24 protein-coding genes and 1 pseudogene are annotated in these 20791 nt (G+C 58.8%); 10 read left to right on the forward strand and 15 right to left on the reverse strand.

The features are described from left to right. The 3 genes and pseudogenes from ACWGZX_RS03830 to ACWGZX_RS03840 all read right to left on the reverse strand — a co-directional run bounded on the left by ACWGZX_RS03830 (position 1) and on the right by ACWGZX_RS03840 (position 1262). Positions 1 to 216, reverse strand: coding sequence for a hypothetical protein (locus ACWGZX_RS03830; protein ID WP_223517426.1), 216 nt, complete (start codon positions 214 to 216; stop codon positions 1 to 3). A 16-nt stretch (positions 217 to 232) separates the two neighbouring features. Further along, positions 233 to 439, reverse strand: coding sequence for a DUF6021 family protein (locus ACWGZX_RS03835; RefSeq protein WP_452627351.1), 207 nt, complete (start codon positions 437 to 439; stop codon positions 233 to 235). 95 nt (positions 440 to 534) lie between these two features. Beyond that, positions 535 to 1262 (reverse strand): annotated as a pseudogene (locus tag ACWGZX_RS03840) (peptidase C39 family protein). 166 nt (positions 1263 to 1428) lie between these two features. Here ACWGZX_RS03840 and ACWGZX_RS03845 point away from each other — a divergent pair. After that, on the forward strand, positions 1429 to 1599 hold the full coding sequence (locus ACWGZX_RS03845) for a hypothetical protein (protein WP_223517432.1): 171 nt from the start codon (positions 1429 to 1431) through the stop codon (positions 1597 to 1599). A gap of 74 nt (positions 1600 to 1673) precedes the next feature. Here ACWGZX_RS03845 and ACWGZX_RS03850 read toward each other — a convergent pair whose 3' ends face one another. Both ACWGZX_RS03850 and ACWGZX_RS03855 read right to left on the reverse strand, forming a co-directional pair. Further along, positions 1674 to 2423 carry a TerC family protein gene (locus tag ACWGZX_RS03850; RefSeq protein ID WP_452627352.1) on the reverse strand — a complete coding sequence of 250 codons (750 nt, stop codon included), beginning with the start codon at positions 2421 to 2423 and terminating at the stop codon, positions 1674 to 1676. Between the two features lie 26 nt (positions 2424 to 2449). Then, entirely contained in the window at positions 2450 to 2692 is a 243-nt protein-coding gene (locus ACWGZX_RS03855; RefSeq protein ID WP_452627353.1) for a hypothetical protein, read from the reverse strand. Between the two features lie 135 nt (positions 2693 to 2827). Between ACWGZX_RS03855 and nhaR the strand changes: the two genes are divergently transcribed. Further along, positions 2828 to 3727 carry a transcriptional activator NhaR gene (gene nhaR, locus ACWGZX_RS03860; RefSeq protein WP_452627354.1) on the forward strand — a complete coding sequence of 300 codons (900 nt, stop codon included), beginning with the start codon at positions 2828 to 2830 and terminating at the stop codon, positions 3725 to 3727. A 3-nt stretch (positions 3728 to 3730) separates the two neighbouring features. On the opposite strand, the gene ACWGZX_RS03865 is transcribed toward nhaR, so the two are convergent. After that, a complete protein-coding gene (locus tag ACWGZX_RS03865) occupies positions 3731 to 4885 on the reverse strand; it encodes an MFS transporter (protein ID WP_223517446.1) in 1155 nt (384 codons plus the stop codon). 305 nt (positions 4886 to 5190) lie between these two features. Here ACWGZX_RS03865 and sstT point away from each other — a divergent pair, with 305 nt between their 5' ends. Next, positions 5191 to 6423, forward strand: a complete 1233-nt coding sequence (gene sstT, locus ACWGZX_RS03870) for a serine/threonine transporter SstT (RefSeq protein WP_452627355.1) — start codon at positions 5191 to 5193, stop codon at positions 6421 to 6423. A 202-nt stretch (positions 6424 to 6625) separates the two neighbouring features. Here the strand turns inward: sstT and ACWGZX_RS03875 are convergent, their stop codons facing one another. From ACWGZX_RS03875 to ACWGZX_RS03890, 4 genes are all read right to left on the reverse strand, one after another. After that, positions 6626 to 7135 carry a DUF1993 domain-containing protein gene (locus ACWGZX_RS03875; protein WP_452627356.1) on the reverse strand — a complete coding sequence of 170 codons (510 nt, stop codon included), beginning with the start codon at positions 7133 to 7135 and terminating at the stop codon, positions 6626 to 6628. Positions 7136 to 7213: 78 nt separating this feature from the next. Then, positions 7214 to 8623 carry an ArnT family glycosyltransferase gene (locus ACWGZX_RS03880; protein WP_452627357.1) on the reverse strand — a complete coding sequence of 470 codons (1410 nt, stop codon included), beginning with the start codon at positions 8621 to 8623 and terminating at the stop codon, positions 7214 to 7216. A gap of 3 nt (positions 8624 to 8626) precedes the next feature. Continuing rightward, positions 8627 to 8905 (reverse strand): lipid-A-disaccharide synthase N-terminal domain-containing protein, encoded by a 279-nt coding sequence (locus tag ACWGZX_RS03885; RefSeq protein WP_223517455.1) that lies wholly within the window; start codon positions 8903 to 8905, stop codon positions 8627 to 8629. Further along, positions 8902 to 9642 carry a glycosyltransferase family 2 protein gene (locus ACWGZX_RS03890; RefSeq protein ID WP_452627358.1) on the reverse strand — a complete coding sequence of 247 codons (741 nt, stop codon included), beginning with the start codon at positions 9640 to 9642 and terminating at the stop codon, positions 8902 to 8904. The genes ACWGZX_RS03885 and ACWGZX_RS03890 overlap by 4 nt, the downstream gene beginning before the upstream one ends. Before the next feature lie 301 nt (positions 9643 to 9943). Here ACWGZX_RS03890 and ACWGZX_RS03895 point away from each other — a divergent pair, with 301 nt between their 5' ends. Then, the gene (locus tag ACWGZX_RS03895; protein ID WP_452627359.1) at positions 9944 to 10591 is read left to right on the forward strand and encodes a YceH family protein; all 648 of its coding nucleotides are present in this window, start codon (positions 9944 to 9946) and stop codon (positions 10589 to 10591) included. A gap of 182 nt (positions 10592 to 10773) precedes the next feature. Here the strand turns inward: ACWGZX_RS03895 and ACWGZX_RS03900 are convergent, their stop codons facing one another. Beyond that, on the reverse strand, positions 10774 to 11292 hold the full coding sequence (locus ACWGZX_RS03900) for a cupin domain-containing protein (protein ID WP_452627360.1): 519 nt from the start codon (positions 11290 to 11292) through the stop codon (positions 10774 to 10776). A gap of 4 nt (positions 11293 to 11296) precedes the next feature. Continuing rightward, positions 11297 to 12121 (reverse strand): shikimate 5-dehydrogenase, encoded by an 825-nt coding sequence (locus ACWGZX_RS03905; RefSeq protein WP_452627361.1) that lies wholly within the window; start codon positions 12119 to 12121, stop codon positions 11297 to 11299. 248 nt (positions 12122 to 12369) lie between these two features. Between ACWGZX_RS03905 and ACWGZX_RS03910 the strand changes: the two genes are divergently transcribed. From ACWGZX_RS03910 to ACWGZX_RS03920, 3 genes are all read left to right on the forward strand, one after another. Further along, positions 12370 to 12726: a hypothetical protein gene (locus ACWGZX_RS03910; protein WP_452627362.1), complete on the forward strand. Its 357-nt coding sequence runs from the start codon at positions 12370 to 12372 to the stop codon at positions 12724 to 12726. A gap of 226 nt (positions 12727 to 12952) precedes the next feature. Continuing rightward, entirely contained in the window at positions 12953 to 13147 is a 195-nt protein-coding gene (locus ACWGZX_RS03915) for a hypothetical protein (RefSeq protein ID WP_007944773.1), read from the forward strand. A gap of 100 nt (positions 13148 to 13247) precedes the next feature. After that, positions 13248 to 13430, forward strand: coding sequence for a hypothetical protein (locus ACWGZX_RS03920; protein WP_452627363.1), 183 nt, complete (start codon positions 13248 to 13250; stop codon positions 13428 to 13430). Here ACWGZX_RS03920 and ACWGZX_RS03925 read toward each other — a convergent pair. After that, positions 13427 to 14488: an AI-2E family transporter gene (locus ACWGZX_RS03925; RefSeq protein WP_452627364.1), complete on the reverse strand. Its 1062-nt coding sequence runs from the start codon at positions 14486 to 14488 to the stop codon at positions 13427 to 13429. The two genes, ACWGZX_RS03920 and ACWGZX_RS03925, sit on opposite strands and share 4 nt — an antisense overlap. Before the next feature lie 174 nt (positions 14489 to 14662). Here ACWGZX_RS03925 and trhP point away from each other — a divergent pair, with 174 nt between their 5' ends. After that, positions 14663 to 15988, forward strand: coding sequence for a prephenate-dependent tRNA uridine(34) hydroxylase TrhP (gene trhP, locus ACWGZX_RS03930; protein WP_452627365.1), 1326 nt, complete (start codon positions 14663 to 14665; stop codon positions 15986 to 15988). 39 nt (positions 15989 to 16027) lie between these two features. Here trhP and ACWGZX_RS03935 read toward each other — a convergent pair whose 3' ends face one another. Further along, positions 16028 to 16741 carry a FadR/GntR family transcriptional regulator gene (locus tag ACWGZX_RS03935; RefSeq protein WP_452627366.1) on the reverse strand — a complete coding sequence of 238 codons (714 nt, stop codon included), beginning with the start codon at positions 16739 to 16741 and terminating at the stop codon, positions 16028 to 16030. A 279-nt stretch (positions 16742 to 17020) separates the two neighbouring features. Between ACWGZX_RS03935 and ACWGZX_RS03940 the strand changes: the two genes are divergently transcribed. Both ACWGZX_RS03940 and gudD read left to right on the forward strand, forming a co-directional pair. After that, entirely contained in the window at positions 17021 to 18367 is a 1347-nt protein-coding gene (locus tag ACWGZX_RS03940) for an MFS transporter (protein WP_452627367.1), read from the forward strand. A 24-nt stretch (positions 18368 to 18391) separates the two neighbouring features. Then, entirely contained in the window at positions 18392 to 19735 is a 1344-nt protein-coding gene (gene gudD / locus ACWGZX_RS03945; RefSeq protein ID WP_452627368.1) for a glucarate dehydratase, read from the forward strand. A 129-nt stretch (positions 19736 to 19864) separates the two neighbouring features. Here the strand turns inward: gudD and ACWGZX_RS03950 are convergent, their stop codons facing one another. Beyond that, entirely contained in the window at positions 19865 to 20743 is an 879-nt protein-coding gene (locus ACWGZX_RS03950) for a LysR family transcriptional regulator (RefSeq protein ID WP_452627369.1), read from the reverse strand. Positions 20744 to 20791 lie beyond the last annotated feature (48 nt).

The following is a 20791-nucleotide window of genomic DNA, read 5'->3' on the forward strand; positions in this document are numbered from 1 at the left end:
TCAGTCGTTGGGCAGCGGCATCTGATCATCATCCGGAATACCGTCCCCGGCGCTCGGGTCACGATAGCCCTTGGGAGGCTCCGTCGGCACCACCACTGGCCTGGCCAAAGGATCGCGCAACGGACTGTCCGGATCCATCACCGGGTCCAGGTCCTGTTCAGGGGTTGTCGGAACGCTGTCCGGACGTTTGTCATCAAAACTCGAATCGGTAGACATAGGCACCTCATCAGGCTCAGGGTTTCAGATCAGCGAGAGGGTCGTAAGGCTTCGCTGGCGCCTTTGGGTTGTCGCCCGGTTTCACGTCCCTGGGCGCCTTAGCGGGACCGATGGGATCGACCTGAGGGTCGGCGAGGTCCGGCGAATCGGGATCGAACCCCAACTCATCGTCCGAAGAATGCTCGGACGAGTGCGGCCCCTCAGGGGTAGTGGAATGTGCCATGGGCGCCTCCTTGGGTGTGGCCCGGACAAATCCGGGCGCTTTCCTTTAGAGAGCGAGTGCGCACGACAGTGCCATGCAGAATGACGAACGGACGTTTACTGCGTGGTCAAGGCCTTCTTGGCCCGCGCAGCCGCTTGCTCCTGACCGGCCTGCCCCAGATCATTCGCCGCCTTGAGCCAACGCTGCTGATCAACGTTGGCCGGAATCTGATTCGGCTTCTGGATCAGCACGGCCCAGCCGCCAGCATCCTTGAACGAGGATTCAAACGAACTGAAGCTCATCAAATCCCGACGATCCATCCCCGCGCGCAGCAACACCGTCTGCTTCTTACGGTTGTAACCGGCGAGAATGGCGTAGCGCGGCTCAGACCAGAGCGCCGTGCCTTCCGTGAAGCGCACCATCACCGGATAGCCGGCAGCGACCTGAGTCAGCAGCGCAGGCAAAGTGCTGTCTAGGGGGTAAACCACCATCCCGTATTCACGGGCGAGGTTCTGCATGTTCTGCTGCAACTTGTCCTCGGCGCCCGGCAAATGCAGCGGTTTTTCGAGCAAACCCGGGGTAATCACGATGCCCTGCTGCGCCAACATGCTGGCCAACACTTGCGGTCCGCTTTGATAGGCTTGCCCGCGGTAGAACGTGCCGCTGAGTTCCACCCGCTCCGGCAGACGCTGGATTTCAGGCGCAACACTCCCGGCGCAACCTGCCAACCCGGCAACGCAGCCAACAATCAGCGCCGCCGCTCGAATTCGAGAAAATACCTGCTCCATCTTCACGCTCTTATTTAGACGCCGGGCAACTGGCTCCCGGCTTGGCCGTCGATCATAGGACGCCGCGCGACAACGGTATAGCTTTAACCGGCAGTTGCGTGCTTTCGATAGAGCAAACTGATTAGTGACAGTCGACCTTTGGTCAATTGTCTGACACACAGCTGCGACTAGACTGATATTTGCAAAACGTGTGTGCCCGATGCAGGGCAAAGAGGAGGCACGATGAGCCTGGCAATGACGATCGTGATGTTGATTACTGGTTGGCTGGCCGTCGCCGCTGCCATGTTATGGGGAGTCCTGCGCATTACCCGGCGGCACCATCACCACCCGGCTCAATCGACGACTGTAGCCGACAACGAAAAACCAGCAGAACACCACGCCACCGCGCACTGAATAGCCATTTCAGTCTTCAAAAAAAGGCCGCCTGAACACATTCGTATTCAGGCGGCCTTTTCATTTATCGCCGATCAAGCTTCAGAGGCAATGCGCTTCTGCCTGGCCCGGCGCGACATCATGTTCAAGCACTCGATCGCTGCCGAGAAAACCATGGCCGCATAGACGTAGCCTTTCGGTACGTGGGCGCCGAAGCCTTCGGCGATCAGCGTCATGCCGATCATGATCAAGAAGCCCAGCGCCAGCATCACAATCGTCGGGTTGTCATTGATGAACTTGGCCAATGGATCAGCCGCCAGCAACATCACCAGTACCGACACCACCACCGCGATGATCATGATCGGCAAGTGCTCGGTCATGCCGACAGCGGTGATGATGCTGTCGATGGAGAACACCATGTCCAGCAACAGGATCTGACCAATCGCAGCGGCAAAGCCCAGGGTCACAGTCGACGTCGCCGACTTCGGATCTTCAGGCGCCGGGTCCATGCTGTGATGGATTTCGGTGGTCGCCTTCCACAACAGGAACAGGCCGCCGGCAATCAGGATCATGTCCTTCCAGGAGAACGCGTGGCCGAGGATTTCGATCACAGGCGCCGTCAACTGGACGATGAACGCGATGGTGCTCAGCAGCGCCAAACGCAGGATAAGCGCCATGCCGATACCAATGCGGCGGGCTTTCTGTCGATGCTGTTCAGGCAGTTTATTGGTCAGGATCGAGATAAAGATCAGATTATCGATACCGAGCACGATTTCCATCACCACCAGGGTGGCCAGAGCGACCCAGGCGGCAGGGCTTGCAACAAGTTCTAAAAGGTATTCCATGGGTCAGTCCTGACTCGTATTAGACGTTAGATTTCCTGGGACGAAGATTCAGTTTTTTCTTTGTTATCGCCCGATGGTTCTTTCTTGCTGATTATGCCGCCGGTGGCGTCGCTGAGTGCTTGTTCCGCGGCCTTGTGGGTGTCGTCAATCGCCTGTTTAGCGCTTTCGGCAGCCTTGCCCATCAGTTGCTGAGCGCTTTTTTCGGCCTGGTCGCAACCGGCCAATACCAGTAAAGACGCGAACAGCACTGCTGTGGTTTTGAACTTCATGATGCTTCCCTCGTTAGAACAAACGGCACCAAAACCATGGCCCGTTGATAGCGACGCATTCTAGAGACGCAAACACTTCAGTAAAATTCGTATTTTTAGCGGTTATACTTCGGTTTTTACGAACTGTAGACCGTCATGCTCAACTATCGGCAACTGCATTACTTCTGGGTGGTGGCCAAGACCGGCAGCATCGTGCGCGCCTGCGAGCAGCTCAACCTGACACCCCAGACCATCAGCGGGCAAATCTCGTTGCTTGAGCAAACCTACGGCATCGAGTTGTTTCAACGCGTGGGCCGGCAACTTGAACTCACCGAGGCGGGCCGTCAGGCCCTGCCCTACGCCGAACAAATGTTTCAGCTGGGTGGTGAATTGGAACTGATGCTGCGAGCGCAGCCCAACGAGCAGCAGATTCAGTTTCGGGTCGGTGTCGCGGACGTCGTGCCCAAGTCCATCGTCTATCGACTGATTGCGCCGACCATGGAATTGAGCGAGCCGCTACGCATCACCTGCCGCGAAGACAAACTCGAACGCTTGCTCGCTGACCTGGCAATCCAGCGTCTGGACATGGTGATTTCCGACAGTCCGATGCCCTCGCACCTCGATATCAAGGGCTACAGCCAGAAACTCGGGGAATGCGGAATCAGCTTCTTCGCCACGGCTGAATTGGCTGCGCGGTATGGTCAGGATTTCCCTCGCAGCCTGAACGGCGCGCCGCTGTTGATTCCGGGGCCGGAAACCGTGGTGCGCAACCGCTTGCAGCGCTGGTTCGCCGAACAGCAAATCCAGCCGCGCATCGTCGGCGAGTTCGACGACAGCGCGTTGATGCAGGCTTTCGGTCAGTCCGGCAGCGGGATTTTCATCGGCCCGAGCGTGATTGCCGACGAAGTGAAACGCCAATGTGGCGTGGAAGTGATTGGCCAGACCGACACTGTGACCGAGTCGTTCTACGCCATTTCAGTGGAACGCAAGGTCAAGCACCCCGGCATTGTCGCCATTACCGAAGGTGCCCGACGCCAGTTGTTTACTGAACTGTAAGCTTCAGGCGCAGATTTCACGCGGCTTGAAGGTCATTAGCGCAATCGCCAGAAGAATCGAGGCGAGAATAAAACCGGCCGCCGCAAAACCAAGGCCTTGCAACCCGACGTTGTCGATCACCCGGCCGCCGACCATGGCACCCAGACCGATGCCGAGGTTGGCCCCGGCAATGTTCAGCGACGCAGCGAACGCCGGCGCCTCGGGCGCCGCCTTCATCAGGCGCACATGGCTGACCAGGAACAACGCCGCCTGCGTCACGCCCCAGATGCCCATCGCTGCCGCCAGACCGAAGGGCGAGTGAATGTTCGGCACCAGCGCTACCAGGCCGGCAATCATGAACGCGCAGAACATCACCGAAGCGATCAGCGGATGACGATCCACCGCACGGCCGCCCAGCGAGTTACCGATCAGCCCGACCGCGCCAAAGCCCATCAGGCACCAGCCGACCACCGTGCCGTCAAAACCGGCCAGGCGCTCAAGAATGTCCGCCAGGTAGGTGTAAGCGGTGAACATGCCGCTGAAGACCACAATCGACAACACCACATGGCCGACCATCAGCGGGCTGCGCAGGATTTTGAATTGCGAACGGAAACTCACCTGATGCTGGTGCAGGTTGGTTTTCGGCAGGTAGATAAACAACAGCAAGGCTTTGGCAAAGGCGATCACCGCCAGAATGCCAAAGGCGCTGCGCCAGCCGAACGCATCGGAAATCAGCGTGCCCACCGGAATACCGAACACCGTGGCACAAACAATGCCGAAGCCGATCTTGGCGATGGCGCGCCCCGCGTAGTCGGGGCCGACAATATCCACCGCCGTTTCACTGGCCAGGGCCCAGAACACCGGCAACCCGAGTGCGGGAATCAACCGGGCGAAAGCCATCACCCAGATATTGGGCGCAAACGCCGCGAGAGTGTTGGCCAGACCGAACATGATCAGCACCGAAATGAACAGCTTGCGGCGTTCAAAGCGTGCGAAGTACGCGGTCAGGAACGGCCCGAAGGCCGCGACGGTAAAGGCGAACAAGGTCACCAGCAAACCCGCTTGCGGGATGCTGACTTCAAGATCTCGGGCGATGGCCGGCAACAGGCCGACAATAACGAACTCCGTGGTCAGCACCGTGAAACCGGCGGCAGACAACAGAAGAATGGGCAACAGCATGTACAACTCCAGAAAACGACGACGCCAGCGAATAGCCCGAAGGCCCACTGGCAGACTTGAAAATGAGGATGGCGAATCTTAACAGAGTGTTTCCAAACAGGGTTGCACGAACCTGCTTATCTCGTTGATTGCGCGGGTGGCAGATCGTCACAGCCCTGAAGGATCAGTCCTGCGCTGTGATAAAGTCCGCGCCCTGAAAAACGTACACCCTGTGGTTCCTTTCGGTTTCCAGCCTGCGGCCTGCCCTGTTTGTTGCTGCATACCTGCGAAATCCTGCACCTATAAAAAATCAGAGATGCCGTTTTATGACCGCTTCATCCCCTTCGCTATTGCAACGCCTGAAACGCTTGAGTCTGGTCACGCAAATCATCATCGGCCTGATCGCCGGGATTGCCCTGGCGCTGTTCGCGCCGGACGTGGCCAAGTCCTGCGCCTTCATCGGCAAAGTGTTCGTCTCTGCACTGAAAGCCGTCGCGCCGATTCTGGTGTTCGTGCTGGTCATGGCGTCCATTGCCAACCATAAGCACGGCCAGGAAACCCACATTCGGCCGATCCTGTTTTTGTATTTGCTGGGGACGTTTGCCGCGGCGGTAGTCGCGGTGGTGGCCAGCATGATGTTCCCGTCGAGCCTGGTGCTCGCCACCCACGATGTCGCGGTCACCGCGCCAGGTGGTATCGGCGAAGTGCTGCAAAGCCTGCTGCTGAGCGTGGTAGATAACCCGGTGAGTGCGCTGATGAATGCTAACTTCATCGGCATCCTGGCTTGGGCCATCGGCATGGGCGTCGCGATTCGCCATGCCGGCGATACCACCCGTGAAGTGCTGGGCGACTTGTCCAACGGCGTGACGCTGATCGTACGGCTGGTGATTCGCTTCGCACCGCTGGGGATCTTCGGCCTGGTGGCTTCGACCCTCGCCACCTCCGGTTTCGGCGCCTTGATCGGCTATGCACATTTGCTGGCGGTGCTGCTCGGCTGCATGTTGTTCGTGGCACTGGTGATGAACCCGGTCATCGTGTTCTGGAAGCTGCGTCGCAACCCGTATCCGCTGGTGCTGACTTGCTTGCGCGAGAGTGGCATTACTGCGTTTTTCACTCGCAGCTCAGCGGCGAACATTCCGGTCAACCTGGAGTTGAGCAAGCGTCTGGGCCTGCATGAAGACACCTACTCGGTGTCGATCCCGCTGGGCGCGACCATCAACATGGCTGGTGCGGCGATCACCATCACCGTGTTGACCCTTGCAGCAGTGCACACCCTGGGCATCACCGTGGACATTCCGACCGCGATTCTGCTGAGTGTCGTCGCGGCAATCTGCGCCTGTGGCGCCTCGGGCGTGGCGGGTGGTTCGTTGCTGCTGATCCCACTGGCGTGCAGCCTGTTCGGCATCCCGAGCGAAATCGCCATGCAGGTGGTGGCGGTCGGGTTCATCATTGGCGTGTTGCAGGATTCGGCGGAGACGGCGCTGAACTCCTCTACTGACGTGCTGTTCACCGCCGCGGCTTGCCTGGGTGAAGAACAGAAAGCCGAACGTCTGGCCTAACTAACACCGCCGCCCCCTGTAGGAGTGAGACCGGCTTGCCGGCGATAGCGGTGTGTCGGTCAACATTGACGCGACTGATAGACCGCTATCGCCGGCAAGCCGGTCTCACTCCTACAGGGGCGGCGGTGTTGGTGAAGAATGTTGGCACATGAAAAAGCCCCCGCAACCCAAGGCTGCGGGGGCTTTTTTGTATCTGGACGGTTTAGAACGCGCCCATGTAATCGCGCTTGCCCACTTCCACACCGTTGTGACGCAGCAGTGCGTACGCAGTGGTGACGTGGAAGAAGAACTGCGGCAGGCCGTAGCTCAGCAGGTAAGCCTGGCCACTGAAGCGCTTCTCTTTCGGAGTGCCCGGACGGGTAACGATCTCGATGCCTTCCTTGCCATTGATCTGCTCCGGCTTGATCTCGGCGATGTATGCCAGAACCTTGGTCAGCAGTGCTTGCAGCTCGGCGAAGGTGGTTTCGGTGTCTTCGTACTTCGGCAATTCAACTTCGGCCAGACGCGAAGAAACGCCTTTGGCGAAATCAACGGCGATCTGTACCTGACGCACCAGCGGGAACATGTCCGGGTACAGACGGGCCTGCAGGAATGCGTTCGGGTCGATGTTCTTTTCGGTAGCGTGCGCTTCGGCTTTTTTCAGCACGTCACTCAGGGCGGTGAGCATTTGCTTGAAAACTGGAACGGAAGCGTCATACAGGGAAATGGTCATAGCAGTCTCTTGTGGTGACAGGAGGGGAAAACGTCGGCCGATTATAGCCATGCCCGACCCTCCTGCGACGGGTCTTTTTCAGTGGCAGTCCCCACCCATGCGCACGAGCAGTGCGGCGCGGTGCGGTTTCAGATAGGAGTCGACTTCACCGACTTTGCACGACGCCAGGTTCTGCAATTGCGGATCGAGGGGCTCTTGCGCGAACAGCAGCCCTGCCGGGCGCGCATCTTCTTGCAACTGCGCAAGCGTCAGCGGCGCAACCGGTCGGCCCATGTAATAAACCAGGCGGATATCCGGTTCACCGACGCTGTAGGCCTTCTGGCCCGGTTGCCCGGCGGCCAGTGTGGCGACCTGCTCCAGACCGCCGAAGCGGTGAGACAGCACCCGCGCTTCGACAAACACATAAAACACCACAAACCCGGCCAGCATCACATAGGGAACCGTGGCCAGACAGGTTCGCCAGCGCCCCTTCATGTCTTCGAGCACTGCCGTCCAGTGCATGGCCAGCAGCAAGGCCATGGACGGGTAAACCGGCAACAGGTACTTGCCGTGTTTTTCGGTGAACATGGAAAAGACCAGCAGCGGCAGCAGCGTGCAACACAGCAGCATGGCCGCCTCACGGCGCGATCGGATCATTGCCCAGAACTTGCGCGGCTGTACAAAAACAATCAGCCAGAACGGGAAGAAATCACCGGCCAGATACAACAGATAGGCGTACCACGCCTCGGCGCCCTGCCCGTCGATCTTCTTCACGATGTCTTCGCTGATGATCGATGCCCAAATGCCCCAGCCCTGACTCAACGACACCGCCACGTACCATGAACTGCCCAGTACCAGGGCCATCAGCCAGCCCCAACCGTCACACAGGTAAGCTTTGGCCCGCGCATCACGGTAGATCAATGCGTAAGCCAGGATCGGCACCGTCACCCACAACAGGCAAACCGGCCCTTTGGTCAGCAGCGCACAACCTAAAAGGAGGTAGCTGAGACGACTCCACAGCACCCGGCCCTGCTGGAAGATGAACTGCCACGCCGCCAGCAAAGCGCCGAAACACAGCAGGGTCAGCAGCATCTCGATTTCCGAGCGGCGGGCGAACAGGCTGAAGGCGCCGTTTGCGGCCAGAAACACCACGGCGAACAAGCCGACCTGACGCCCCGCCTGCCGGACGCCGTACCAATACGTACCGAGGCAGCACAAAGTCGCCGCCAGCGCCGAAGGCAGGCGCACGCTCCACTCGGACACGCTGCCCAGCACGGCCGTCGATACCAGGCCGACCCAATAGAAAAACGGCGGCTTGGACAGGTACAAATCACCGTTCATGTACGGCAGCAGCCAGCTCCCGGCTTCGTGCATTTCACGCACGGTGACGGCGCGGCGAGCCTCGTTGACACTGAGAAACGGTACGCTGCCCAGTCCCCAGAAAAACAACAGCGCGATGGCGACCGCCGCCAGCAACGTGATATTTCGGGTCGATAACGATCCGCGCATGACCTACTCCTTCAGGTTTTTGCTTTTGGCGATCAACTGCAAGTTGCGAAAGTAAACGATAGTGCCAAAGGCCTGGCCGACGATGAACACCGGGTCTTCCCGGTAAATGGCGTACGCGAGCAAAAGCGTGCTGCCAACGATGCTCAGGTACCAGAAACTCACCGGGATCACGCTACGTTTTTTGTATTCGCTGTACAGCCACTGCAGGACAAAGCGGCCGGTAAAGGCGATCTGGCCGACAAAACCGACCACCAGCCACAAGGCTTCGCGGGAAAGGTTCATCCTTCGATCTCTTTCGCATGGGTGTTCAGGCGCGTGCGCTTGATCAGCCACCAGACCCCGACCAGGTCGAGGATTCCCACCAGGGCGCGGTCCAGATTGCCGTACTTGGACACCCCGGCGGTGCGCGGGCGGTGGTTGACCGGATGGACGATCATTCGGCCGTTATGACGCTGGATCAGCGCAGGAATAAATCGATGCATATGGTCGAAATACGGTAGACGCAAAAACGCGGCGCGCTCGATCAGTTTCAAGCCGCAACCGGTATCCGGGGTGGAGTCCTGGAGCAAGCGGCGGCGCAGACCATTGGCGAAACGCGAGGCCCAGCGTTTGCTCGCGGTATCGCGGCGATTGACCCGGTGCCCGGCCACCAATTGCACGTCGCTCGCCCCCGGTTTGCCGCGCACCAGCGCCAGCATGCCGGGAATGTCCGCCGGATCGTTTTGCCCGTCGCCATCGAGGGTGGCCAACCAGTGTCCGCGCGCCTCGAGCGCCGCGTGGTAGAGCGACGTGCTCTGCCCCAGCGAGCGTTCATGGTGCAGGATGCGCAATTCACTCAGGCCGTTGTTCCGGATCTGCCGCAGTTCATGCAGGGTGGCATCGGTGCTGCCATCGTCGACGACGATGATTTCGTAGGGCTCGTCAGCCAGGGCCACGCGGATTTCCTCAAGCAGGGGCTTGAGGTTGTTGGCTTCGTTTTTGGCGGGAATCAGTACGGATACAAAAATGTCTTGGCTCATGGAGTCTCTCTCGCCCTTATTGATTTTTCAGTTATCGGAGGCGAATAAAGGTGGCCTACACCGAGAGACTCGATGCATGGGTCAGTTGATTGGAGCGGTGCATCCCTGCGGGCCACAGCGATTAGCACTGGCGCGAGCACGCATACGGTGCCCGTCAGATTGTAAAAATGGCGTTAAGATTTCATCACGGTTTCGTCATCGTTTCCCCGGGAGCATGACGAATTCTGTTGCCATTGGCGCTCGCCAATCTAAAGTGCATCCACGCAAGTGAAAAACATGAACAGGGTAAGGATGCGCCACCATGAGCACTGAGCAAGAGACAACCTTCGACGAGCCGCGGCTTAACAGCACGGAAATCCGCATTTTGGGCTCGCTGATCGAAAAGCAGGCCACCAGCCCGGAGACCTATCCGCTGACCCTCAACGCCCTGGTGATCGCTTGCAACCAGAAAACCAGCCGCGAACCGGTGATGAACCTGACCCAAGGCCAGGTCGGCCAGAGCCTGCGGGCACTGGAAGGACGCGGTTTCACTAAACTGGTGATGGGCAGTCGCGCCGATCGCTGGGAACACAAGGTCGACAAGGCCCTGGAGTTGGTGCCGGCTCAGGTGATTCTGACCGGGTTGTTGTTCTTGCGCGGCCCGCAAACGGTCAATGAACTGCTGACCCGCAGCGGGCGCATGCATGAATTTGAAGACGCCGAACAGGTGGTTCATCAACTGGAGCGTTTAATTGCTCGGGGGTTGGCGTTGTTGATCCCGCGCCAGGCCGGGCAGCGCGAGGACCGGTATATGCATGCGCTGGGGGATCCGGCGGATATCGAGGTTATCCTGGCAGCGCGGCAGAATCCGGTTGAGCGCGGCGCCGGTAGCGGCGTGTCGATTGAGCGAATCGAAGAGCTGGAAGCGCGCATTGCTGCGCTGGAAGAGCGCTTGGCCCGCCTCGAATAACCCACTCGACCCCAGTAGCAGCTGCCGAGCAGCGCGAGGCTGCGTTCGGCAGCGAAGCTGTCGTTTACCCGGCACACGCGGTCTTTCTGAAACACCGCGCCACTTGATTTCACGACAGCTTCGCTGCCGAACGCAGCCTCGCGCTGCTCGGCAGCTGCTACAGGTCTGCGTACGCCTGGCTGTTACTCACCGTCCCAGTAATCTACGCCGTCGCCCGGCCGGGCGATGGCGACAAAGCCTGATGCATTGCCCTCGGCATCCACCTTGAAGTCATCCATCACCGCGTATTTGCCGGAATCCGGGTACTCGCAGATCTCCGGCGATTGCTGGGTGCTGACCGCCAGATAGCGCAGTTCAGCGTTGTTGGTGTTGATGATTTGATGCGCCGTTTCCGGGCCCCCCGCTGGGCAAGCGATCACGTCACCGGCCCGAATCGGGAAACGCTCGGTCCCGAGACGAATCTCACCTTCCCCGGCCACGACGTAAAACATCTCCTCGTTGACCCGATGACTGTGAAACGGACTGCCTCGCATACCCGGTTCCAGCACATACAACCGATACCCAAGCTTCTGCGCGCCCAGTTGCTGACCGACGCGGGCCATTCGCTGCTGATAGCGGCCGGCCGTGTCGCCCGTGGGCGCCAAGGCTTCGGGCAATGATTCAAGATCGATCTGGTTCAGGTTGAGAATGCGCGGATGCATGGGACTACTCCTGGCTGCGGGCAAATTCCACAGCTTTGTGAAACTGCTCTTCTGTCGGTCGGACGCCGGTGTACAGCACAAATTGCTCCAGCGCCTGGATCGCGACGACCTCCAACCCGGTAATCACCCGCTTGCCTTCAGCGCGTCCCCGCACGATCAGCGGTGTTTCCGAGGGGATCGCCACCACATCGAAGACTGTCTCGGCTGCGGCGATGGTTTCAGGATCGAACGCCAGTTGATCGGCCTCCGGACCGCCCGACATGCCGATCGGTGTGACGTTGATCAGCATTTGCGGCCGCTGTGCGCCCAGTTCCGCTTGCCACTGATAGCCCAGCGACTCAGCCAGTGCACGCCCGGCGCGTTCATTGCGGGCGACAATCAAGCCGTTTTTGTAGCCACCGTCACGCAATGCGCTGGCCACTGCCTTGGCCATGCCGCCGCTGCCGCGCAGGGCAAAGGTTGAATCTTTGGGGACTTCGTGGGTGTTGAGCAGTTGCTCGATGGCAATGTAATCGGTGTTGTAGGCCTTTAAATGACCGTCGGTGTTGACGATGGTGTTGATCGATTGAATGGCCGCCGCCGAGGCGTCGAGTTCATCCACCAGTGCGATGCACGCTTCCTTGAACGGCATCGACACGCCGCAGCCACGGATACCCAGAGCGCGAATGCCCCCCACGGCACCGGGTAAATCCTGGCTGCTGAAGGCCTTGTAGTAGAAGTTAAGGCCCAGTTGTTCATACAGATGATTGTGAAACCGCAGGCCGAAGTTACCGGGACGCGCGGACAGCGACATGCACAGTTGGGTGTCTCGATTGGGGTTCATCTGCATGAAACTTTCTCCTTCGACAGCACTTTCAGATGGACGGGATTAGCCATTCCATCGGGTCTGTTCGATCATTACTGTATAGGCAGCGCGAGATAGCGCGGGCCCGTCAGGAAACCGGTACAGACCTTACACAAAATTTACCCGACGGCCGTGCTGATTTTCGAAAAAATGCTGTCTTAGAGGTATCCCTCGCGACAATCCTTGGGTCTATTGCAGACGCAAGCGCCGGGGCGAAGAGCCGAGGAATTATCATGATCCGTAAAATTCCTGCAGTTGCCTTGCTGATCGGTGCACTCGCTATCACAGGGCAGGCGCAAGCCCATGGCGGTGGTTGTGGTAACTGCTGGCAAGGTCCAGCGATCTATGGCGCGCTCGTCGGTTCGGCCATCTTCGGGTCGGCCCTGATTAACGCCAATCGACCGGTCTATGTACAACAACAACCGGTTTATTACCAAGCGCCACCGGTTTACTACCAACCAGCGCCGGTCTACGTGCAACAACCGGTCTACTACGCCCCTGCACCGATTTACTACGGCCCGCCGCGTTATTACGGCCCGCCACGCGGTTACTATGGCCGTGGCCATGGCCACGGTTATGGTCACTGGTAGTCACCCGGCCCCGCCTCAGTAGCGGGGCTTTTTTATAACCGTTCGTCGGCGAACGTCTGAATAAATCGCGTCAATGTCGCTGTGGGGACAGCGTAGGTGATTCAAATTGGCAATATTGACTTGAATCATCCCCGCCTTGCGCCAAACAGTCATATTTATGTCATGCCAGGTCCGCAAGCTTGGATCTGTCCGCAAACAACAGGTCAATAACAACAAGGACGACCTCATGCCCACACAAAACCCGCACCGCATTGTCGGTTTGTGCACTTCCAGCAAGGTGTACAACGCATTGACCGAACTCAAGCACCTGGAAGGCCATCGCAGCGCCAAGTTCCTTTCACTGCTGGCCGAAAACCTGGTGCGCAAAGGCCTGCTAAATGAGCACGAAGTGGTTCATATGCTCGATCTGGTCGTCGACTGAGGCGAACAGTCACCGGCGTCAATGACGACTATCGAAAGCGTTGATTTTCCGTTTTAGTGCCAGGTCCGTAAGGTAGCCCCATCGATTGATGGAGGTACTTATGTCCCAGGTTCAAATCATGTCCGTTATTGGCAGCGCCGTTCCCGCCCCGCTTAGAGCGCTGGGAATGCTCGCATGTTGGTACCTGGTGCAGGACGGTGAAGCGATCAGTGGACCGCTCACCTCGCTGCCGGACGCCCAGGCCTTGTCGCAACGTCTCGGCCAAGGCCAGCTAAGCGCTTAAGGCAGCTGCACCTTCGGTTTGGTTTCAAGGAAAATGGCCCAACTGGACATGAACAAGGCGGCGATCAGTGGTCCGATGACAAAGCCGTTGAGGCCAAAGATCGCCAGACCACCCAGGGTCGAGATGAGGATCAGATAGTCCGGCATCTTGGTGTCCTTACCCACCAGGATCGGTCGCAGCACGTTGTCCACCAAACCGATTACAAAAATCCCGTACAGCCCCAACACTACGCCCTGCCACATTGCCCCGCTGAGCAGGAAAAACGCCGCCGCGGGTGCCCAGATGATCCCCGCCCCCACCGCTGGCAACAGCGACAAAAACGCCATGAGTACCGCCCAGAGCAACGCGCTCGGGATATCCAGAAACCAGAAAATCAAGCCACCCAAGGCGCCCTGCGTAATTGCCACCAGCAGGTTGCCCTTCACCGTCGCCCGCACCACCCGATTGAACTTGAGTTGCAACCGACGTTTCTGGTGCTCCTGCAACGGCACGGCCGCGCGAACTTCGCGCGCCAACTCGGCGCCGTCGCGCAGAAAGAAATACAACAGGTAGAGCATGATGAAAAAGCTCACCACAAAATCAAACGTACCCTGGCCGAAACTGAACACCTGAGTGGCGAAAAACTCGTTACCCGTCACCGCACTCTTGATGATTTTTTCCCGCAGCCCGCTCAGCTCCCCCACCCCGAACCGATCGAGTAAATGCTGGAAGTACGGCGGAAGGCTGTGTTTGAAGTGCGACACATACCCTGCGATGTCCAACTCACCGCTTTCGATGTTTTTGTACAGTACCGCCCCCTCTTGAACCAGGAAGAAACCGAGGATGATCACCGGCAGGATCGCAATCACCAGACAGATACTCAGCGTGAGCAGCGACGTCAGGTTGCGCTCCCAGCCCAGCTTCAATTGCAGTCGACGCTGCATCGGCGCAAAGAGGATGCCGAGGATCACCGCCCAGAACACCGCGCCGTAAAACGGCAACAAGATCCAGATGAACGCGGCAGTGACCAGCCCCAGCAAGATCACCAGCGATTTGTTCCGTACGGTTTTTTCGTTCATGTCCGATCCGTGTCAGTGCGCAGGGACACAGGCTCTTATAAGTTGAGCTGTCCTTATGCTTAGTCCTCCACGGTTCGCGCGAGTGCCATGCGTTTGTTCACAAAGCCTGGATCCAGATCAATAAACTCCAGGCGCAAGGCGATTACGCTCCAGGCTTTTGCGACTGACATTGCCATGACTCCCCTTGCCCCCGAACTGCTCGCCCCCGCCGGCACCTTGAAAAACATGCGTTATGCCTTTGCTTACGGTGCCGATGCGGTGTACGCCGGCCAGCCGCGCTACAGCTTGCGGGTGCGCAATAACGAATTCGATCACGCCAACCTGGCCCTTGGTATCCAGGAGGCCCAGTCCCAGGGCAAGCGCTTTTATGTGGTGGTGAACATTGCACCACACAACGCCAAGCTCAAGACCTTCCTCAAGGACTTGGCGCCGGTGATCGCCATGGCGCCGGATGCGCTGACCATGTCCGACCCGGGCTTGATCATGCTGGTGCGTCGGCACTTCCCACAGATGCCAATTCATCTATCCGTGCAGGCCAACACCGTCAACTGGGCGAGTGTCGAGTTCTGGCAGCAACAGGGTGTGAGTCGGATCATCCTGTCGCGGGAACTGTCCCTGGAAGAAATCGGCGAAATCCGCCAGCAAGTGCCGGCCATGGAGCTGGAAGTGTTTGTCCACGGCGCGTTGTGCATGGCGTATTCCGGGCGCTGCCTGCTGTCGGGTTACATGAACAAGCGCGATGCCAATCAGGGCAGTTGCACTAACGCCTGTCGCTGGAAGTATTCGGCGCAAGAGGCCACGGAAAATCAGCTCGGCGAAATCGTCCAGCAGTACCAGCCAGAACCGACCCTGGGCATCGGCGCCCCCACCGACCAAGTGTTCCTGTTGCAGGAAGCCAATCGGCCGGACGAATTGATGCCAGCCTTCGAGGACGAGCACGGTACTTACATCATGAATGCCAAGGACTTGCGCGCCGTGCAGCATGTCGAGCGCCTGACGCACATGGGCGTGCACTCGCTGAAGATCGAAGGGCGGACCAAATCCCACTTCTATTGCGCCCGCACCACGCAGGTATATCGCCGCGCCATCGACGACGCCGTCGCCGGCCGTGAATTCGACCGCAACCTGATGATCGATCTGGAGTCATTGGCGCAGCGCGGCTACACCGAAGGTTTTTTGCGGCGGCATGTGCATGACGAATACCAGAACTATCAGCACGGCAGCTCGGTGTCGGAGCGACAGCAGTTTGTCGGTGAATTGACCGGTGAGCGGCGTGAGCGGCTGGCGGAGGTCAAGGTGAAGAACCGCTTTGGCCTGGGCGATCACATGGAGCTGATGACACCCCAGGGCAACTTCCATTTCGATTTGCATCAATTGCAAAACGCTAGAGGCGAGCCGATTGAAGTGGCGCCGGGGGATGGGCACACGGTGTATTTGCCGATTCCGGACGGGGTGGATCTGAAGTTTGGCTTGTTGATGCGCGATGTCAGCGCGAGTTGAAAACCCATCAATGGTGCGCCGTGCCCCTCGCCACAATATTCAGCCACCCGCTGAAAAGCGGTCACGGCTGTTGGTCAGGTGCAGCCACATCGCTGCTCGCGCCGCGTCCGGATCCTGGCGCTTGATCGCGTTGAGAATCGCCTCGTGCTCAAGGTTGGCGAGTTGCCCAAGCTTGCTTAAATCCGCCGCCCCACGCTCGGCGGCATTGACGCGGGTTCGCGGGATCATCGCACTGCCCAGGTGCTGCATGATCTCGGTGAAGCACACATTGCCGGTAGCTTCGGCGATCAACAGATGGTAGCGCTTGTCGGCCTCGACGCAGCTGTCGTTGTTGCTCAGCAAGCGCTGATAGTCGTCCAGCGCTTCACGCATCTGCGCCAGTTGCTGCTCCGTACGACGGGTCGCCGCCAGCGCGGCGGCCTGGGTTTCCAGCCCCATGCGCAACTCCAGAATGCTGCGCACCCCCAGTGCGGTATCGACATTCAGCCGCAAGCCCTGCTCCGGCGCGCGCTCGATGACAAACGTGCCAATGCCATGCCGGGTTTCCACCAGCCCCGACGCCTGCAATTTCGAGATCGCCTCGCGCACCACGGTGCGGCTGACGCCGTGTTCCTGAACGATTGAGTTCTCCGATGGCAGCTTGTCCCCCGGCAGCAACTGGCCGAGAAGAATGCTCTGGGTCAGTTTGGCCACCAGGTCGTGAGCGAGGTTGTGGCTGCGCTTGGGGACAGGCGTGTCGAGGTCATGTTGCATGGCGATTTCCGAAAACAGGGCTAACGGAATCGTAGCACCGCACAGGGTTGGGTTCTCTATAAAACAGCGCCAAACTTGTATGACAACACTCAACAACTGCACCTTATCTGCGTACCACCACGGCTTATGCAAAATAAAAAAAGAATCAAAAATGCCTGAACACCACCAATTTGTTGGACACAGACGCTTGCAGAACAAAAAAATGTAGTTGTATGATGTCTATCAACAACGCAGCACAAGCCACACCCCGCATAAAAATAATCAGTGGGAGAAAACCAAGTGAATACATCCGTATCAGGGATGCACCACGGCGCCGATTCGGTCCTGAAGTCCGCCATCTCGAAGGTGAAACGACATGTTTTGCCGCTGTTCGTCATCATGTTCATCGTCAACTACATCGACCGCGTGAACATCGGCTTCGTCCGCGCGCATATGGAGCATGACTTAGGCATTGGTGCCGCCGCTTATGGCCTCGGCGCCGGCCTGTTCTTCATCGGTTACGCGCTGTTCGAAGTCCCCTCCAACATCCTCCTGCAAAAAGTCGGCGCGAGAATCTGGCTGACCCGCATCATGCTGACCTGGGGCCTGGTGGCCGCCGGAATGGCCTTCATCCAGAACGAAACCCACTTCTATATCCTGAGATTTTTGCTGGGTGTGGCCGAAGCCGGGTTCTTTCCGGGAGTGATTTACTACTTCACTCGCTGGTTGCCCGGCATGGAACGCGGCAAGGCGATTGCGATTTTTCTCAGCGGCTCGGCGATGGCCTCGCTGATCTCCGGCCCGCTGTCTGGTCTGCTCCTGCAACTCAACGGCTTCGGGTTGCACGGCTGGCAATGGATGTACTTCATTGAAGGAATGTTTTCGGTCGGGCTGTGCGTGTTCGTCTGGTTCTGGCTGGACTCCAAACCCCACGACGCCAAATGGCTGAGCCGCGAAGAACAGGATGCGCTGGTCAACGCCATCGAGGACGAACAGCTAGCCCGCGAAGCCGCGACGCCGATCAAACCGTCGTTGGGCAAACTGCTCAAGGATCGTCAGATCATCCTGTTCTGCCTGATCTACTTCTTCATCCAGCTGACCATCTATGCCGCAACCTTTTGGCTGCCGAGCATCATCAAGAAGATGGGGGACCTCAGTGATATTCAGGTCGGGCTGTTCAACTCGATCCCTTGGCTGCTGTCGATTATTGGCATGTATGCCTTTGCTTCCCTGTCAGCCAAATGGAAAAACCAGCAAGCCTGGGTGGCTGCTGCGCTGTTGATTGCCGCCGCCGGGATGCTCATGTCTACCACGGGCGGACCAATCTTTGCCTTTGTTGCGATCTGCTTTGCGGCGCTGGGTTTCAAATCCGCTTCGTCGCTGTTCTGGCCGATCCCCCAGGCCTATCTGGATGCGCGGATCGCCGCTGGCGTGATCGCGCTGATCAACTCGGTGGGCAACCTCGGCGGTTTCGTTGCGCCGACCACCTTCGGTCTGCTGGAAGAACACACCGGTTCGATTCAGGGCGGCCTGTACGGGTTGGCCGCGACCTCAATCATCGCCGCGATCATTGTCTTTGCTGCACGTAATACACCAAAAACCGCACCGGCCGTTGCGCTGGGCAAACCAACGCCCAACCACGCCTGATCCGTTGTTTAAAAGGACAAGAAAATGCACCCACAAGACTGCGCAAAAGCCCCAATCATCACCAGCATGCAGGTGGTTCCGGTAGCCGGACACGACGGCATGCTGCTCAACCTGAGCGGCGCCCATGGTCCGTTTTTCACCCGCAATATCGTGATCCTCAAGGACAACGCCGGACACACCGGTGTCGGTGAAGTACCAGGGGGCGAGCGTATTCGCCAGACACTGGAAGACGCCCGCGCACTGGTGGTTGGCAGCCCGATCGGTACGTATCAGAAGATCCTCAATCAAGTGCGCCAGACCTTTGCCGATCGCGATGCCGGTGGTCGCGGTTTGCAGACGTTCGACCTGCGTATCACCATACACGCAGTCACCGGCCTGGAAGCCGCCCTCCTCGACTTGCTAGGCCAGCATCTGGACGTGCCGGTTGCCGCCCTGCTCGGTGAAGGTCAGCAGCGTGACGAAGTGAAGATGCTCGGTTACCTGTTTTACGTCGGTGATCGCGACGAAACCGACCTGGCCTATCGCAGCGAACCGGACGCCGACAATGACTGGTTTCGTGTGCGCCATGAAAAAGCCATGACCGCTGACGCCGTGGTGCGCCTGGCCGAAGCCGCCCATGCCCGCTACGGCTTCAAGGACTTCAAACTCAAGGGCGGCGTGCTCAGTGGCGATGAGGAGATCGAAGCGGTCACCGCGCTGGCCGAACGCTTCCCGGATGCACGCATCACCCTTGACCCGAACGGCGCATGGTCACTCAAGGAAGCCATTCGCTTGTGCCGCGATCAGCATCACGTTCTGGCTTACGCCGAAGACCCGTGCGGGGCGGAAAACGGTTACTCGGGCCGTGAGGTCATGGCCGAATTCCGCCGCGCCACCGGCCTGAAAACCGCAACCAACATGATCGCCACCGACTGGCGTGAGATGGGTCACGCGATCCAGTTGCAATCAGTGGATATTCCGCTGGCCGACCCGCACTTCTGGACTATGCAAGGCTCGGTGCGTGTGGCGCAGATGTGCCACGAATGGGGTCTGACCTGGGGTTCGCACTCCAACAACCACTTCGATATTTCCCTGGCAATGTTCACCCACGTTGCAGCGGCCGCGCCGGGCGAGATTACCGCCATCGACACCCACTGGATCTGGCAGGACGGCCAGCGGTTGACCAAAGCACCACTGCAAATCGTCGACGGTTGCGTGCAAGTGCCTAAGAAGCCTGGGTTAGGTGTGGAATTGGACGTGGATCAGTTGGCCAAGGCCCACGAACTGTACAAAGGTATGGGGTTGGGGGCGCGAGATGATAGCGTGGCGATGCAGTTTCTGATCCCGGGATGGAAATTCAATAACAAACAGCCGTGCCTGGTGCGCTGACGCTGTACTCCTTGCAGGAGCGGCGGTGCGACGATTCGACTTGCCCGCGAAGGCGCCGGCACATTCAACAATGATGTCGCCTGAAACTCCGCAATCGCAGGCAAGCCAGCTCCCACAGGTTGGCATCCGCTAATTCATTTCGGCTGCTTGCAGCAGCCAGCCCTTGAACGACATCATCGCTGCCGTTTCGGGACGCGATTGCAGTCGGGTCAGCCAGTAGCTGCCGGTGGTGATGCCGATGGCGAACGGTTGCTCGATTGCACCCGCCGCCAGTTGCCGGGAAAACATCAGCGGCGGCGCCAACGCAATGCCTTCGCCCTGAAGCGCGGCCTCCATCATCGCCAGCGACGAATCGAAAATAATGCTCTTGGCGGTCGGTGCATTGGCCGGCAACCCGCAAGCCAGAAACCACTCAGGCCACTCGTCTGTGCGGTAGGAACGCAACAACGTTTGTTTCAGCAGATCCTCAGGCGAGCGCAATTGCCGGGCGAGCTCGGGAACGCACAGCACCGACAACGGCGCATCGATCAAACGTAGCGCTTCAATGCCGTGCCACGCGCCGGCGCCAAATCGAATCGCGTAATCCAGTCCCTCAGCGGCCACGTCCACGCGGTTGTTGTTGGTCGACAGACGCAAATCTATGAACGGATGTTTCGCCTGGAAGTCCCCCAGTCGCGGCAACAGCCAACCTACTGCAAACGTCCCCACCGCCCCCACCGTCAATACCTCCCGATAATGCCCACCCTCGAAACGCTCAAGCGTTTCGGCGATACGGTCGAAAGATTCGCGCAATACCGGCAGCAAGGTTTCACCTTCACTCGTCAGCATCAGCCCGCGGGGCAAGCGCTTGAACAGCGTCACATTAAGCTGAGCCTCAAGACTTTTGACCTGATGACTCACTGCCGCTGGAGTGACGAACAACTCCACCGCCGCCCGAGTGAAGCTCAAATGACGCGCGGACGCCTCGAAAGCGCGCAATGCATTCAGCGGCAAGTGAGGACGAATCATGCCAACTCCATAATTTTTCTAATGGCTAACCCGAAATATCGTCGTTTG

Source organism: Pseudomonas sp. CLCA07 (genome assembly GCF_053615335.1).